This window comes from Sulfurospirillum arsenophilum NBRC 109478 (genome assembly GCF_000813345.1).
GTDB classification, from domain to species: domain Bacteria; phylum Campylobacterota; class Campylobacteria; order Campylobacterales; family Sulfurospirillaceae; genus Sulfurospirillum; species Sulfurospirillum arsenophilum.
The window spans coordinates 100,014-115,483 of sequence record NZ_BBQF01000005.1; the positions used below are offsets into that span (position 1 = coordinate 100,014).

Below are 15,470 nucleotides of genomic sequence, written 5' to 3' on the forward strand. Positions count from 1 at the left end.
GTTATTTTATTTACCTCAATCTTTTACCAAGACAACGTGTATTTACATGTAAAATAAAAAATTATACAAATCGTTTCCAAAAATGGAGCACAGTTTGCTTTCCCATCCCAGACGCCCTATGGAGAGAGTTTACCAAAATAACAGCAAACACAGAGTATAATCAACCTAATTATGCAATAAAGGTTACTATGAAAAAAATAGCAATTATCGGGCTACCCAATGTGGGTAAGAGCTCCCTTTTTAATCGCATCGCTAAACAGCGTATTGCGATTACTTCTGATTTTAGTGGAACTACCCGCGATATTAAAACGCACAAAGTCCATATCACCGAAAAACCGTGCCTTCTTTTAGATACTGGCGGACTTGACAAATCGACAGAACTCTTTGAAAATGTCCACACAATGTCAATGGAAGCTGCCAAAATAGCTGACATCATCGTTATGGTGGTCGATGGTAAAATGCGTCCAAGTGATGCAGAGAAGAAAATCTTTTACGCCCTTCAAGCACGTAAAAAGCCTATTGCTTTGGTCATCAATAAAATCGACAACGATAAAGAGATGGAACGCGCATGGGATTTTGACGAATTTGGAGCAGAACATGTCTTCCCAATATCTGTTTCACACAACCGAGGAGTAAGTGCTCTCTTAGAGTGGATCGGTGAGCTTCTTCCTGCTGTCGAAAGTGCTATAACACCTCCGCTTCCAAGTGACGAAGATGCGTTTGAAGATGAAGATGCTACTGAAGAAGACGTCTGGGACGATGACGATGAGTTTGCGGAAGAAGATGAAGAGATCATCCCTGAGGACGTTATCCCTGAAGTTGAAACCAATCAAATCAATGTTGCGATCATCGGACGTGTCAATGTTGGTAAAAGCTCCCTCCTTAACGCCCTTGTTGGCAAACAGCGAGCCGTTGTCAGCAGCGTGGCTGGAACAACCATCGATCCTGTGGATGAGAGCATCGAGTATGAAGATAAAGTCATCAACTTTGTCGATACTGCGGGACTTCGTCGCCGTGGTAAAATTGAAGGTATTGAGAAATTTGCCCTTATGCGTACCAAAGAGATGTTAGAGCGTGCCAATATCGCTTTGCTTGTTTTAGATACCAGTGAGCCATTCTTAGAGCTTGACGAGCGTATCGCAGGACTTGTGGAAGAGAACCATTTGGCATGTATTATCGTCCTTAACAAATGGGACAATCCACTGGCTGACTTTGAACAAATCACCGCAGAAGTGAGACACCGCTTTAAGTTTCTCTCCTATGCACCACTGATTACCGTTTCGGCTAAGAGTAAACAAAGAGTTGCTAAAATCAAAGATATGATCTTATCAGTCTATGCCAATTATTCACAGCATCTTCCAACACGTCAGCTCAATGAGATTATTAAAGAGGCGACCATTAGACATCAGATTCCAAGTGATCACTCTAAGATCGTTAAAATTTTCTTTGCAACTCAGTACCTTACCAAGCCTCCACGCATTGCGCTTGTCATGAACAAACCACGTTCATTACACTTTAGCTATAAACGCTACCTTGCAAACAAATTGCGTGAAAACTTCAATCTTGAAGGCTCACCAATTCTACTCTACCCACGCGCACGTGGAGAGAGAGACGAACAGGAAAATAACGGTGCTGAATCCTAAAAACAAAAATATCGTTTTTATCGGCTTTATGGGCGTTGGCAAAGGTACCATTGCAAGGGCCCTCATTCAAAAAACCAAACGCTTTGGTTTGGATACGGATGATCTCATTGAAAGTATGGAAAACCGAAAAATCAAAGCTATTTTTGAAGCAGACGGAGAAGCATACTTTCGTAAGCTAGAAAAGAAAACCGCTAAATGGCTTGAAAAAAATGTTAAAAATGCCATCATCTCAACCGGTGGTGGTTTTTTCAAAGTCGAGAATATGGACCAAATTGGAACGATTGTCTACCTTCGCTCCTCATTTGATGGCATCTTAAAACGCCTTCGGGAGCATGAAAATGCAGATCTAAAGCTTGCTAAACGTCCGCTGCTTACCGATGAAGCTAAAGCGCGCGCTTTATTTGAAGAGCGCTCTTCACTTTATGAAGCCAAAGCAGACATCATCATTGATGTTGAAGAGCGCAGTATCAACGATATCGTACGAGATTTAATTAGATTACTCAATTTAAAAGAGAAAAAAGATTAGGATAGATTTATGAGAGTATTAACAGGAATTCAACCCTCTGGTGCGCTTCACATAGGTAACTATTTTGGTGCCATTAAACAGATGATCGACCTTCAAGAGAAGAGCGATCTTTTTATCTTTATCGCAAATTACCACGCCCTCACCTCACTTAAAGACGGTGTTGCACTCAAAAACAACACGCTTGATGCAGCCATAAACTTTTTATCTTTAGGCATCGACCACACTAAAGTAACTTTCTGGGCACAATCGGATGTCAAAGAGGTTTTAGAGCTTTACTGGATACTCTCAGGCTATACGCCTATGGGTTTGCTAGAGCGAGCACACAGCTACAAAGACAAAGTGGCTAAAGGTATTGCTGCGAACCACTCTTTATTTTCTTATCCTGTTTTGATGGCAGCTGACATCTTGCTCTATGATTCTGAAATCATTCCTGTGGGAAAAGATCAGATTCAACACGTTGAAATTACGCGCGACATCGCCATTAAATTTAACAATGACTTTGGCGAAATTTTCAAAGTACCCGAATTCAAAGTGGATGAAAATGTTGCTACTGTGCCTGGACTTGATGGTGCGAAGATGAGTAAAAGCTATGGCAATACCATTGATATTTTCTGCACCGAAAAAGAGCTCAAAAAAGCAACCTCACGCATCGTAACCGACTCAACGCCTATGGAAGAGCCAAAAGACTATGCTACGTGTAATGTTTACGCACTGGCTAAACTCTTTTTGGAAAATGACGAAGTAGTTGCATTGCAAGCGCGCTACCAAAAAGGTGGCGAAGGATACGGGCACTTTAAAGCCTATCTTAACACGCTTATTTGGGACTATTTTGCTGAAGCACGTGCAAAAAGAGCGTATTACTTGGACCATAAAGACGAAGTCTTCGCTATTTTAGATGAAGGTGCGAGTAAAGCTCGTAAAATCGCAAGTGAGAAGATGCGCGTTATTCGTGATCTTGCTGGAATTTATCGCTAAGGGAAAGTATGTTAGATATTAAACTGATACAAAATGATTTTGAAAACGTGGCACAAAGTCTTCGCAAAAAAAAAGTGGATGAAGCAATTCTTGAAGAACTTCGTACTCTTTCATTAGAGCTCAAAAGTGCTCGCCTTGTTTTAGAACCACTCCAAGCAGAGCAGAACTCAAAAAGTAAACTCTTTGGTGCTTATGCAAAAGAAGGCAAAGATGTAGGCGCCCTTAAAGCAGAACTTTCTCTTAATAAAGAAAAAATTGCGGATGCAACAGAAGTCGTTCGAACTTTAGAAGAAAAACTAGAATCTCTCGCAACAGTCATTCCTAACATGCCTTCCCATCTTGTCCCTGATGGCGAAGATGAAAATGACAATGTGGAACTCAAACGTGTACTTGAACCCAAAACTTTCTCATTTACACCTAAAGAGCACTGGGATATTGACATCAAACAAAACTGGATCGACTTTGAGCGTGGCGTCAAACTTGCAAAGAGTCGCTTTAGTGTTTTAAAAAATGAAGCCGCGAAGTTAGAGCGAGCACTCATTAACTACATGCTTGATTTTAATACCAAACGAGGCTTCCAAGAGGTTGCCGTTCCTTACATTGTTAACCGTGAAACGCTTATGGGAACAGGTCAGCTTCCTAAATTTGAAGATGACCTTTTTAAAATTGATGGTGAAGACCTCTTTTTGATCCCAACAGCCGAAGTGCCTGTTACCAATTTATTTAGAGATGAAATTTTAACCAAAGAAGAACTCCCTCTTAAAATGACGGCTTATTCTGCCTGCTTTCGAAAAGAGGCAGGAAGTGCAGGACGTGACACACGCGGTATGATTCGCCAACACCAATTTGACAAGGTTGAGTTAGTTTGTATCACCACACCAGAGCAAAGTGAAGCTGTTTTTGAAGAGATGCTCACGTGTGCTTCTGATTTGCTGACTTCCCTTGGACTTCCACACCGTCACTTGATGCTTTGCGGAGGAGACCTTGGCTTTAGTGCCGCCAAAACCGTTGATCTTGAGGTCTGGCTTCCAGGGCAAAATAGATACCGCGAAATCAGTTCGGTTTCTAATACATTTGATTTCCAAGCAAGACGTGCCAAAATCCGTTTTAAAGATGAAGGTAAAAATCGTTTAGTTCACACGCTTAATGGCTCTTCTTTAGCAGTAGGTCGAACACTCATTGCCATTATGGAGAACTATCAACAAGAAGATGGCAGTATTGCTATTCCTGAAGTCTTGAAAAAGTACATGTAACATGGCAGAAGAAGAAGTAGTCATACTCGAAGCTGATCCCTCATCAGCGATCACCGTCATGGAAGAGGGATTTGCTCCGATAGAGGAAGAGAATGCTGATGAAACTGCAGCTTCCTCCGCTGCTCAAAGTGAAGAAAATGAACAAAAAGGCAAAGCTAAGAAAAAATTGCTTATTTTACTCATTCTTGGAGCCGTACTACTTCTTAGTATTATTATTGCACTTGTGGTTATCATCAAAAATAAAAATAAAACTCCTGAACCTGTTGCTATTGAAAAAACAGTCGAAAAACCTTTTATTAAAGAACAATTTTCACCTTCTAAAATAGATGGTATGATTAAAAAAGCACATCTTCTTTATGAACAAGGCAATAAAGATGATGCCCTTAAAATCTATGAAAAAATTGCTACGTTTAATGAAGCCATCTCTTACTATAACATTGGCGTGGCAAAACTCAAAGAACAGAATTTTCCTGATGCTTTAGAAGCGTTCAAAAAAGCAATCCAAAATAAAGAACATCGTACGATTAGTGCCATTAATGCTGCTGTGTGCGCGCTGGAAATGAAAGATGATAAACTTTTTAGCTACTACATAGACCTTGCCTTTGCCTATCTACCAGAAGAGAGCAATGCCCCTCTTTACTCATACTATGTAGGACTCGTGCATTACTATAAAGATTTTTACCACGAAGCACTGAGTGCCATATCGCATCCTGTTACAGACTACTATAAAGAAGATCAAGATTATCTCGCTTCCAAAATATTAGCTTCACTCAATTATAATGACTATGCCCTCTCAACGCTTGAAAAAATTGAAAAAGAGAGTGATCATTTTACCGTTGGACTTCTACATGCTAAACTTGGAGAATTTCAAAAAGCTAAGGCATCACTGCTCAAAGCACTCCAAAATGACCACGAAAATGCAAAAATTAAAATGGCACTTGCCATGGTTGAAAATAAACTAGGCAATCTAGGCAATACGGCATTACTGATGAGCGAAGTTTACAAAGTACGTGACACGGATGCTAAGCCTATCTATAAAATGCGGGCTATTTTGAAACCTTCCCTTTTTGATGTTGACCAAGCTCAGGTTGAATTTGAAAAAGAGCTCTTTTTTGACAATGAAAATATCTATAGCCTCATCTTTTATTATGCTCCGTATAAAGTCTTTGATGCAAAACAAACCATTGACTATATCCGTAAAGGAAGTATGAATATCTTTATTGATGAGATTGGTCCAGCGCTTTCTTATTTAAAAGCCAGTTCTACCATTTCTAAAGTCAATATTGCGATTAGTAAAGGTATTAAAAAAGCGCTTGACTTTCATGTCTATGAAGCCAATGACATTTTCCTAAAAATGGTTGAAGAGTATAAAAATCACTCTATTTTGCACTATAATCTCGCTTTAACGTACGCACAAATGGGCGATTATGCGGCGGCTTATAAAAACTTTTCCAAAAGCTATCATCTCGATGGCAACAACTATCTGGCAGGTGTCTTTGCGCTTATGACGGGTAATTTGATTGGGAAAGACATCACAAAACTCTCAGAAGATGTCAGAGAGAGTATAAACAAAAATACAACATTAGAAAAAGACAATCTCTATGCTTCTTTAATTCACCTTACCGATGGAAACCACTTTTCACTCACACGCTGGATAGAAAAAGAGAAAGAAGATAGCCCCCTTAGCATTATGCTGAACATCATAGCGGCACAAAAGCTAGGCAATGAGCGTATTTATCGTTTAGGCACACAAAAGCTTCAAGCACTCCTTCCTAAAGACATCGTTGCCAATCTCATTGCTTTTAATGTTAAGCATCAAAAACAGAACATTAAAGCGTATGCCAAAGCCATTCAAATGGAATTCAACCGACTTCCTCTTGATTATGATGCCTTTTATTTTGGACCAAAAATCGTCAAAGAACAGTACATTAAACTCTTACAGATTGGTGGGCTTCTTCATCAAAAACGCGATAGTGTCAGGAAAAAAATGGAAGAAGAGCGTGTCGATATTCCTTCCATTATGCAAACACTCGCTTACATGGAGATCTACACCAACAATTTTGAAGAGGCTTTTACACTCTACAATAAACTCATCGATGACTATAATAAAAGAGATACACATACCATCTTTCTTGCCTCCGTTGCAGCCATTGGAGCTGGGCATAGTGAAAATGCCATTGCACTCTTAGAGCTGTCTAAATTAACGGACCCTAGTAATGTTGAAAGCAAATATGCCCTTGGATTGTTGTATCAAGAAGTAGGAAATTTTGAAGCGGCAAATGCGCAGTATCGAACGATTGGCAATATTGGTTTTATCTCACAATATTTTAGCTTTGCACTTATAAAATAAGTTTACATGTAAAGGTTTTTAGACCTTTACATGTAAAGATCAAAAAGAGTTAAAGGCCCTCTTCTTCGTTTGTTTTAATATTTCGAAGACTCTCTCTCATAGACATATAACTATTGAGCGCTCCAATATACGCTTTAGCCGTAGCAAGCATTGTATCAACGCTGAGTCCATGTCCCATAATCGCAGGCTTGCTCTCATCAAATACCACTTTTACAAGTACTCTTGCCATCGCATCTTTACCTTGAGAAACGGCATCCACCTTATAGTCTTTTAGCTCACCACTCACACCACATACACGGTCAATCACTTTAAAGATAGCATCCATAGTTCCATTACCAATCGCTGCATCGGTGATCTCTTTGCCATCATGTAAAATAGTCACAGCAGCACTTGGAACACCTCCTGGTGCACAATCAGAGAGCTGTAAACGTACCAAGTCAAATACTTGAGGAATCTTCGTGATCTCTTCTGCAACGAGGGCTCGTAAATCATCATCAAAAATCTCTTTTTTCTGATCTGCTAAAATTTTAAAACGATCAAATGCCTCATTAAGCTCTTCATCTTTTAACTCATACCCTAGTGTATTCAATTTGTCTTTAAAGGCATGGCGACCAGAGTGTTTACCAAGAACGATCGAGTTTTTATCAAGACCAATGTCTTTTGCGCTCATAATCTCATACGTTTCAGTATGTTTAAGAACACCATCTTGGTGGATGCCACTCTCATGAGAGAACGCATTTTTACCGACAATGGCTTTGTTTGGTTGAGGCTCAATTCCCGTAATAGAAGAGACTAATTTACTGGTTGGATAAATTTCTTTGATGTTAATGTTCGTATCGTAACCATTGAAATGATCTTTGCGGGTACGAAGAGCCATGACTATCTCTTCAAGTGCCGCATTACCAGCACGTTCACCCAAACCATTGATGGTACACTCCACTTGACGCGCACCGTTTTCAATACATGCCAAAGAGTTAGCCACAGCAAGACCTAAGTCATTATGGTTATGCACAGAGATAATCGCACGCTCACCCACAAAATCAGAAAGCGATTTGATAATTGCACCCATCTCCGTTGGTAAACGATACCCTACCGTATCGGGGATATTCAGCGTTGTGGCTCCTGCATTGATAACTGCGTCCAACACCTCTTTCATGAAGCTGACATCACTACGACCTGCATCTTCACAGCTAAACTCGACATCATCACAAAATGTTTTAGCGTATTGTACGGCTTCAACCGCTTTTTTAATGACTTGATCCGGTGTCATTTTGAGTTTGTACTGCATATGTATCTGACTTGTCGCAATAAACGTGTGAATACGGTTCAACTTTGCTTTTGAAACAGCTTCACCCGCTGCTTTAATATCGCGATCAAGGGCACGAGCAAGAGAGCAGATACGACTCTTCGTGACTGCTTCAGAAATGCGTGCTATGGCGTCAAAGTCTCCAGGGCTTGCCGCTGCGAAACCTGCTTCAATGACATCAACCCCTAATTTTTGAAGTTGCAATGCAATCTGAATCTTCTCTTCCGTATTCATAGACGCCCCAGGGCTTTGCTCTCCATCACGTAATGTGGTATCAAAAATTATAATTTTAGAGTTACTCATAGGTTATTCCTTAGTATGATTGTTAAAAAAATTAGAAAATAAAAAGGGTTAGAGGGAGAGGAGGTTTTGCAGGAGAGCGTTTTTGATCTCTATCTTGGGTAAAATTTTGATCGATTTCATAATGCCAACATCTACGCTGTTCATCGCTTCTCCTTTGTTAAAACTAAGTGAGGTAAAGTCTTTCTTTACCTCGAAGTGGGCATATTATACTAAATTTTTATGGGATTTGGCAACGATAAAATTATAAACTCCACGAATAAGTCCATATGCTAAATAAGCCGTCACTAAAAACGTCCCTGCTTCAACAGGATAGATATACAAGAAAGAAAAAACGATGACTAAGTAGACTAAGATTTTAATTAAATAACCTTTTTTCATATCTATCTTTTTAAAACTTGGATAGCGAATATTACTGACCATTAAAAAAGAGAGCAAACCAATACCTAGAAGCATAACCCACTCAAAGCCATGGAAAAAAGCATGCTCACGGTAAAATAAAATCCACATAGAAACAACCACTGCCGCAGTAGGAATAGGCACGCCAATAAAGACAGAAGGCTCAGATACACCAATCATGATATTAAAACGTGCTAGCCTGATCGCACCAAATACAACATACATTGCGCATAAAAGAGAGCCTAGTTTGCCATACATATGCCCGACACTAAAGTAAAAAAGCATCGCAGGAGCAACGCCAAAAGCAACGATGTCGGCTAATGAATCAAACTCTGCGCCAAATTTGCTCGTAGCATTTGTCATACGCGCGACTCGTCCATCAAGACCATCAAAAATTAAAGAAAGCAAAATATAAACAGCCGCTTTTTCAAATTGACCATTTGCCGAAGCTATAATGCTGATTACACCTAAAAATGCACTTGCCGCCGTGAAAAGATTGGGGAAAATATAGATCAATTGGAGCTTATTGTTACCACCATTATTTAACATCTTTATCCTTGTATGCAAGATAGCCTAAAACGCTCATACCTGCTTTGACTTCATCATTTAACGAAACTTTGACACGTGTATCTAATGGAAGTAAAAGTGCTACTTCACCATCACGCAAAAAACCTAATCGCTCGCCTGCTTTAAACGATCCTATTTTAGAGAACAATGTAATCTTTTGACTCCAAAGGCCAGCACTAATAACCATTTTTATAGAAGCAAATTTACTTTTACATGTAAAGGTTTTACGATCAGACAAACGTGAGAAAAGAGGTGAAGAGGACGCCATAAAAAGTCCAAAGCGTTTTTTGACATCCACAATTTCCATCGAAAGAGGAGATCTTAACACGCCTACATCAAAAAATGATTTTCGAATAACCACGCGCAATGCTTCACTACCATCACGTAAGCCAATCTTAGAAACATCGGTAATAATTCCATCCATTGGGGCAACGATACAATGCTCATCATCCTCTTCTTGAATGCGTTCAGGGTTACGATAACTGTAAAGAGTCGCTATAAAAATGAGGAAAAAGATCCATGAAAAAAATGAAAGTGCATAAGAGAGAAGGAAAACCATAAACGTAAAAACGATCTGGTTCCATCCCTCCTTAGCAATAATCTGCGTTGAAGTATCGTACGTATTACGCATCACTGTTAGGCTGTTCTTCAGAAATTTTTGACTCATGTCTCACAAAAGGAGCTTTGAGCTTTGAAGCAATATTAAACTCCACTTCAAAGGCTTCAATTACTTCACGTAATTGCACCCCATCAATGGTTTCATATTCACTAAGCTTTGCTACAATACGTTCAATACATTCGCGATACTCTTCTAAACGCGCTTTGACAATGACATAACGTGCTTGCAGCGTATCTTTAATGTGCTCATCTAGCTTTTCAGCCATTTTTTCACTGTAATCTTTGGTTGTGCCACCATTGAGGAATGTGTTACGTTGTTTTTCAAGAACCATCAAACCTGCAACATCACTCATACCGTATATGCTAACCATTGATTTAATGATATCCGTTGCGCGCTCAAGATCATTACCAGCGCCCGTAGAAATTTCGCCTAAGAACACTTCTTCTGCCGCACGTCCACCAAGAAGAACATCGACTTCAGCGATAAGTTCATGCTTTTGCATTAAAAATTTATTTTCTTCTGGTGTGTTAAGTGTATATCCAAGGGCCGCAAGACCTCTTGGAATGATTGAAACTTTAGAAACCCTCTTCGCACCCGTTGTTGTCTCCGCTATCAAAGCATGACCACTTTCATGGTATGCAACAATGCGTTTTTCCGCAGGATTGATACGGCGACTTTTTTTCTCTAAACCCGCAATGGCACGTTCAACAGCATCAACAAGGTCAATTTGTTCAACATGATCTTTATTTTTACGTCCGCCAAGAAGTGCTGCTTCATTGATAATATTGGCAAGATCTGCGCCTGCAAGACCTGCAGTTAAGCGTGCAATCTCTTCAAGATCAATATTTTTACCAAGTTTTATATCCGCACTGTGTACTTTTAAAATATCTTTTCTACCTTGAAAATCTGGTTTATCGACCAATACTTGCCTATCGAAACGACCAGGTCGTAGAAGCGCTGCATCTAAAACCTCAGGTCTGTTCGTAGCAGCTAAAACAATAACCGGTGATTTATCAGAGCTAAAGCCATCCATCTCTGCAAGTAATTGATTGAGGGTTTGTTCTCTCTCATCATTACCGCCCATCATACCGTTCGCTGCTCTACTTTTACCAATGGCATCAATCTCATCAATAAAAACAATAGCAGGAGCCTCTTTTTTAGCATTTTCAAAAAGATCTCTTACACGACTTGCGCCCACACCTACAAACATTTCGATAAAACTAGAACCTGAAACAGAGAAGAAAGGAACACTAGCCTCTCCTGCAACGGCTTTTGCAAGCAGGGTTTTACCCGTACCTGGAGGGCCTACTAAAAGGACACCTTTAGGGATTTTTGCCCCTAAGTTCATGTAACGATCAGGAAACTTAAGGAAATCAACGATCTCTTTAACCTCTTCTTTGGCTTCTTCTACACCAGCAACATCTTCAAATTTCACTTTTGGTTTTTCAGAATTAACAAGCTTTTTGCTGCTTCCCATTCCAAGAATGCCGCCACCCATATTTTTTTGCATTTTGTTCGCCAAGAACATCCAAATACCAAAAAATACAAAAACAGGTAAAACCCATGAGAAGAGAATTTCAGTTAAGATATTAGACTCATTGTAACCGCCATAGCCCACTTTTTTCTCATCCATTAAAGGAATTAAGGTACTATCTTCGCCTACTTTTTTAACCACATAAACTGTTTTTTGTGCACCATCAGGTGTAAATGCTTTAATGGTTGTTTGACCAATTGCAACATAGTTAATTTGGTTATTACGAATTAACTCTTTAAGGTCATAATAACTAATGTTTTTGGTTGTACTGTTTTGTGCGCCAAAACCAGCTCCCACACCAGCATCCGAAACCGATGTAAAATTTTTAAATAAAACGATAACGACAATAGAGAAAATAGCAAACATTAAAAGTGGATTTTGATTGAAAAAGTTTTTTTTGTCGTTTTTATTATTATCTTGATTATTTTGACTCATTTAATTCCTTTGTAACACGAGTGTAAACCACTCCTCTTTTTGATACTTTTCGACCAATTTCATCGAAGAAAACTTCTGTTCAACTTTATCAACATACTTATCCAAAATGCCAGAAAGAATGAGTAATCCCCCTTCTTTTACCGCTTTTTGCAAGTCGCTAGCTAGCATAATAAGTACATCTGCAATGATATTGGCAACAACGACATCATACGTTTGCTCTCTTTTTTGAACAGACCCTGTCCAAATACGATGAAAACTTTCATGATTGAGCTTAAAATTTTCCTCAGCACTTCCTGTAGCTTGTTCATCTGTATCGCACAGATCAACAATTGCGCCACATTTACGGGCTGCAATACTTAAAATACCACTGCCACACCCAACATCTAGAAGTTCCGTTCCCTCTTTGACATATTTTTGCAATAGCAATAAACAACCATACGTTGTTTCATGATGACCTGAGCCAAAAGCAAGAGCTGGATCTATGATGATATTTTTTTTGCCTTCTACACCTTCTACCCAACTTGGATGAATGTAAAAATCGTTTACATGTAAAGGTTGTACAGAATTTCGATACTGTGCGATCCAGTCTTCATTCTCTTTCACGAAAAGCTTGGTATCAAGCGCAATCTCTTGATTCAGAGCAATCGTAAGCTCTTTGGCAAATGCTTCTACGCCAAAGCGGAGCATCTCCAAATCTTCTTCGCTACGTAAAATAAGGGTGCCTTCATTTTCTTCAATTGCCTCATCGCTGAGGCTCATGATAAAGTCAAGAAAAAGTGGATATACACTACTACTAGGGGTTATATGAAGTTCGTTATAGGTTTTTTCCATTCAAATTAACCTAAAACATCCTCGAGTTTTTCTTTAAGTACTTGAGGCGTAAAAGGTTTGACAATATAGTTATTGACTCCCGCTTTAAGAGCAGTAATAACTTCTGCCTTACCGCCTTCAGTTGTTACCATAATAATAGGCATACTCTCATATTTTTTTTCAGCTCTTACTTTACGAACCAAATCCAAACCATTCATCTCAGGCATGTTCCAATCGGTAATAAGCACATTAATATCAGGCGTTCTTTCCATAATTTGCCAAGCTTCAACACCGTGCTCAGCCTCCAAAACATCATTAAAACCTAATCTCTGTAATGTGTTTTTAATAATACGGCGCATTGTCGAGCTATCATCTACTACAAGCAGCTTCAATGTCACTCCTTTTATCGTTTAGTTATTGCTATTGGTTAAATTCTAACCAAGTTTAGTTTGAACTTAGTTTAAAGCGTTTCTTTAGCGATATACGCAAATGCTTCACGCAAATCTAAGCTACCCTCATAAAATGCTTTTCCAACGATGACACCAGAAACCTTTTGGCTCTGCTTCAACAGTATAATATCGTCTAAATTCTTTAATCCTCCACTCGCAATCGTGGCAACGCCTGAAGCTTCTGCGATAGAGAGCGTAAAATCAATGTTAACGCCACTGAGCATACCATCACGTCCAACATCGGTACAGATGATCGCTTCAACTCCAGCATCAGCAAAAGCACGCGCAAGATCCGTTGCTTTCATGGTGGATTTTTCAGCCCAACCTTCTACGGCAACATAACCATCAATCGCATCAATGCCAACAACAACACGAAATTTTTGCGACATCTCTTTTACGAAAGCGGGATTTTTAAGCGCTATTGAGCCTAAGATGACGCGATCAATGCCTAAATCCACATAACGACGAATCGTCTCTTCATCACGAATTCCACCACCAAGCTCCAATTTGAGTTTACAATGTTTTCGGATTTTTTCAATTTGCTCAAGGTTTTTTGGCTCTCCTGCAAATGCGCCGTTTAAATCTACTAAATGAACCCAAGATGAACCCATTTCTTCAAATACTTTTGCTACTTCCCAAGGTTCATTCGAGTAAATCTTTGCACTCTCCATTAACCCTTTGGTAAGGCGTACGGCTTTTCCATCTTTAAGATCAATCGCTGGTAAAATATCCATTATAACTCCACAAAATTCTTTAAAATTGCCAATCCATTGGCATGTGACTTCTCAGGGTGTGGCTGAAAACCAAACACATTCTTTTTTTGTACGGCACTGGGGAATTCATACCCATAGAGTGTCTTTCCAATCGTATATTTATCGTCACACTGCGCATGAAAACTGTGCACAAAATAGAGGTAAAACGATTTGGACATTCCTTTAAACAGAGGTGAATCTTTGGCTATGAAAAGCTCATTCCAACCCATGTGCGGTACTTTAAGGCGATTTGGAAACCGTGTAGTATCAAACTTTACAATCTCTCCTTCAATCAGCCCAAGACCAGCACACTTGCCAAACTCCACACTACTTTCAAAAAGAAGCTGCATCCCAAGACAAATACCTAAAAGCGGTTTACCCGAAGCGGCAAAAGCTTTGACAGCTTCATCCATGCCACGCTCATGCAAACAGTCCATTGCATCTTTAAAGGCACCAACACCTGGCAAAATAATCTTATCAAACTTCGATACATCATCGGCATTTTTGACAATTTCAACCGAAATACCAAGCTTTTCAAAAGCATTCGTGACGCTTCTGAGATTACCCATATTGTAGTCAATCAAACCGATCATGAATCTCTCTTTTGAGGAATGGATTTAAGGTAAAATGCGAGCCCAAAGAGAAGGAATGTCACCCCACCAAGTAGGTAAACTGCGTACAAAATATGTGCCGCATCGATAATGGCAAATTTAAAGACAAGCATCAATGCTTCAATGGCAAGGGCAATGATAATAGAGCCTAAAAAACGCACCATCGTTTTGTGCATGCCTCCACTTTCATCTCGCTCATTACGACCTAACACTTCCTCTTCAAAGATAGTTTTCACCAGATCAAAAATGGCCAGTGAAAGGGTGATTAAAATCGTCGATTCAAACATCGCTTTAATATCTAAAAGATCAAACTGCAAACCATGCGTAAAAAGACTTCGCATTCCATTAAACAGAAGTAACATGGCAATAGCAAGCAAAGAGAGTGAAAAAATGGAATAAATAATTTGCGAGCTTTTTCCAAAGAGTGATTGCAAAGATGATGGATGCGCAATTTTAAGGATATGCTCCAATGAGACATCAATACACGCGATGAATTTCAAAGTTCCTTGTTCATCATAGATTGGATACGAAGCAGTCACCGTTAAATCATTGGTAAGTGTTGAAGGATAAGGATCACTCAGTACGCAGCGTTTTTCACGTACTGCACGGTAATAATAGGATTTTCCGCTACGGTTTTGACCCAGTCCCCCTTTTCGATGAGGATCATCTGTGATATTATTGATGACTTGATCACCTTTGTGATCGAGCAAATACAGTGCTTCAAACTCTTCAACTTCATGGACAATTTTATCAAGACTAGCAGCAATCATATCTAAATTTGGCTCAGGCATACGGTTAGGAATATTGCGCGTAAAGAGATAACACAAATACGCCCTTGCTCTTGTCCTGACCTCAGCAAACTGCTGAATTTCACGAATAACCATATCGTACCTTTTGTTTTTTCGTATTGTAACTAAATATAGAGTGACATAATAGGTTAA

General features: G+C 39.4%; 14 protein-coding genes. 5 read left to right on the forward strand and 9 right to left on the reverse strand.

The window, feature by feature from the left end:
- Nucleotides 1–188 precede the first annotated feature (188 nt).
- The 5 genes from der to SAR02S_RS12370 are packed head-to-tail and all read left to right on the forward strand — an operon-like array spanning nucleotide 189 to nucleotide 6,747.
- The gene (der, locus tag SAR02S_RS12350; RefSeq protein ID WP_041960179.1) at nucleotides 189–1,643 is read left to right on the forward strand and encodes a ribosome biogenesis GTPase Der; all 1,455 of its coding nucleotides are present in this window, start codon (nucleotides 189–191) and stop codon (nucleotides 1,641–1,643) included.
- Nucleotides 1,644–1,671: 28 nt separating this feature from the next.
- Entirely contained in the window at nucleotides 1,672–2,169 is a 498-nt protein-coding gene (locus tag SAR02S_RS12355; protein ID WP_041960222.1) for a shikimate kinase, read from the forward strand.
- Between the two features lie 9 nt (nucleotides 2,170–2,178).
- The gene (trpS, locus tag SAR02S_RS12360) at nucleotides 2,179–3,144 is read left to right on the forward strand and encodes a tryptophan--tRNA ligase (protein WP_041960181.1); all 966 of its coding nucleotides are present in this window, start codon (nucleotides 2,179–2,181) and stop codon (nucleotides 3,142–3,144) included.
- Nucleotides 3,145–3,152: 8 nt separating this feature from the next.
- Nucleotides 3,153–4,397, forward strand: a complete 1,245-nt coding sequence (gene serS, locus SAR02S_RS12365; RefSeq protein ID WP_041960183.1) for a serine--tRNA ligase — start codon at nucleotides 3,153–3,155, stop codon at nucleotides 4,395–4,397.
- Nucleotide 4,398: 1 nt separating this feature from the next.
- A complete protein-coding gene (locus tag SAR02S_RS12370; protein WP_041960185.1) occupies nucleotides 4,399–6,747 on the forward strand; it encodes a tetratricopeptide repeat protein in 2,349 nt (782 codons plus the stop codon).
- Between the two features lie 49 nt (nucleotides 6,748–6,796).
- Here the strand turns inward: SAR02S_RS12370 and SAR02S_RS12375 are convergent, their stop codons facing one another.
- From SAR02S_RS12375 to SAR02S_RS12415, 9 genes are all read right to left on the reverse strand, one after another.
- Nucleotides 6,797–8,356 carry a 2-isopropylmalate synthase gene (locus tag SAR02S_RS12375; RefSeq protein WP_041960187.1) on the reverse strand — a complete coding sequence of 520 codons (1,560 nt, stop codon included), beginning with the start codon at nucleotides 8,354–8,356 and terminating at the stop codon, nucleotides 6,797–6,799.
- A gap of 204 nt (nucleotides 8,357–8,560) precedes the next feature.
- Complete coding sequence (pssA, locus tag SAR02S_RS12380; RefSeq protein WP_041960189.1) at nucleotides 8,561–9,301, reverse strand: CDP-diacylglycerol--serine O-phosphatidyltransferase; 741 nt, start codon at nucleotides 9,299–9,301, stop codon at nucleotides 8,561–8,563.
- Entirely contained in the window at nucleotides 9,291–9,986 is a 696-nt protein-coding gene (locus SAR02S_RS12385; protein ID WP_232294056.1) for a phosphatidylserine decarboxylase, read from the reverse strand. Before SAR02S_RS12385 ends, pssA begins: the two co-directional genes overlap by 11 nt.
- A complete protein-coding gene (gene ftsH, locus SAR02S_RS12390; RefSeq protein ID WP_041960193.1) occupies nucleotides 9,943–11,907 on the reverse strand; it encodes an ATP-dependent zinc metalloprotease FtsH in 1,965 nt (654 codons plus the stop codon). Before ftsH ends, SAR02S_RS12385 begins: the two co-directional genes overlap by 44 nt.
- Nucleotides 11,908–12,738 (reverse strand): 50S ribosomal protein L11 methyltransferase, encoded by an 831-nt coding sequence (locus SAR02S_RS12395; RefSeq protein WP_041960195.1) that lies wholly within the window; start codon nucleotides 12,736–12,738, stop codon nucleotides 11,908–11,910.
- A gap of 5 nt (nucleotides 12,739–12,743) precedes the next feature.
- Complete coding sequence (locus SAR02S_RS12400) at nucleotides 12,744–13,109, reverse strand: chemotaxis response regulator CheY (protein ID WP_041960196.1); 366 nt, start codon at nucleotides 13,107–13,109, stop codon at nucleotides 12,744–12,746.
- A 68-nt stretch (nucleotides 13,110–13,177) separates the two neighbouring features.
- Complete coding sequence (hisA, locus tag SAR02S_RS12405) at nucleotides 13,178–13,900, reverse strand: 1-(5-phosphoribosyl)-5-[(5-phosphoribosylamino)methylideneamino]imidazole-4-carboxamide isomerase (RefSeq protein ID WP_041960197.1); 723 nt, start codon at nucleotides 13,898–13,900, stop codon at nucleotides 13,178–13,180.
- On the reverse strand, nucleotides 13,900–14,511 hold the full coding sequence (gene hisH, locus SAR02S_RS12410; RefSeq protein ID WP_041960198.1) for an imidazole glycerol phosphate synthase subunit HisH: 612 nt from the start codon (nucleotides 14,509–14,511) through the stop codon (nucleotides 13,900–13,902). The genes hisA and hisH overlap by 1 nt, the downstream gene beginning before the upstream one ends.
- Nucleotides 14,508–15,413 carry a PDC sensor domain-containing protein gene (locus tag SAR02S_RS12415; RefSeq protein WP_041960199.1) on the reverse strand — a complete coding sequence of 302 codons (906 nt, stop codon included), beginning with the start codon at nucleotides 15,411–15,413 and terminating at the stop codon, nucleotides 14,508–14,510. Before SAR02S_RS12415 ends, hisH begins: the two co-directional genes overlap by 4 nt.
- Between the last annotated feature and the right edge of the window lie 57 nt (nucleotides 15,414–15,470).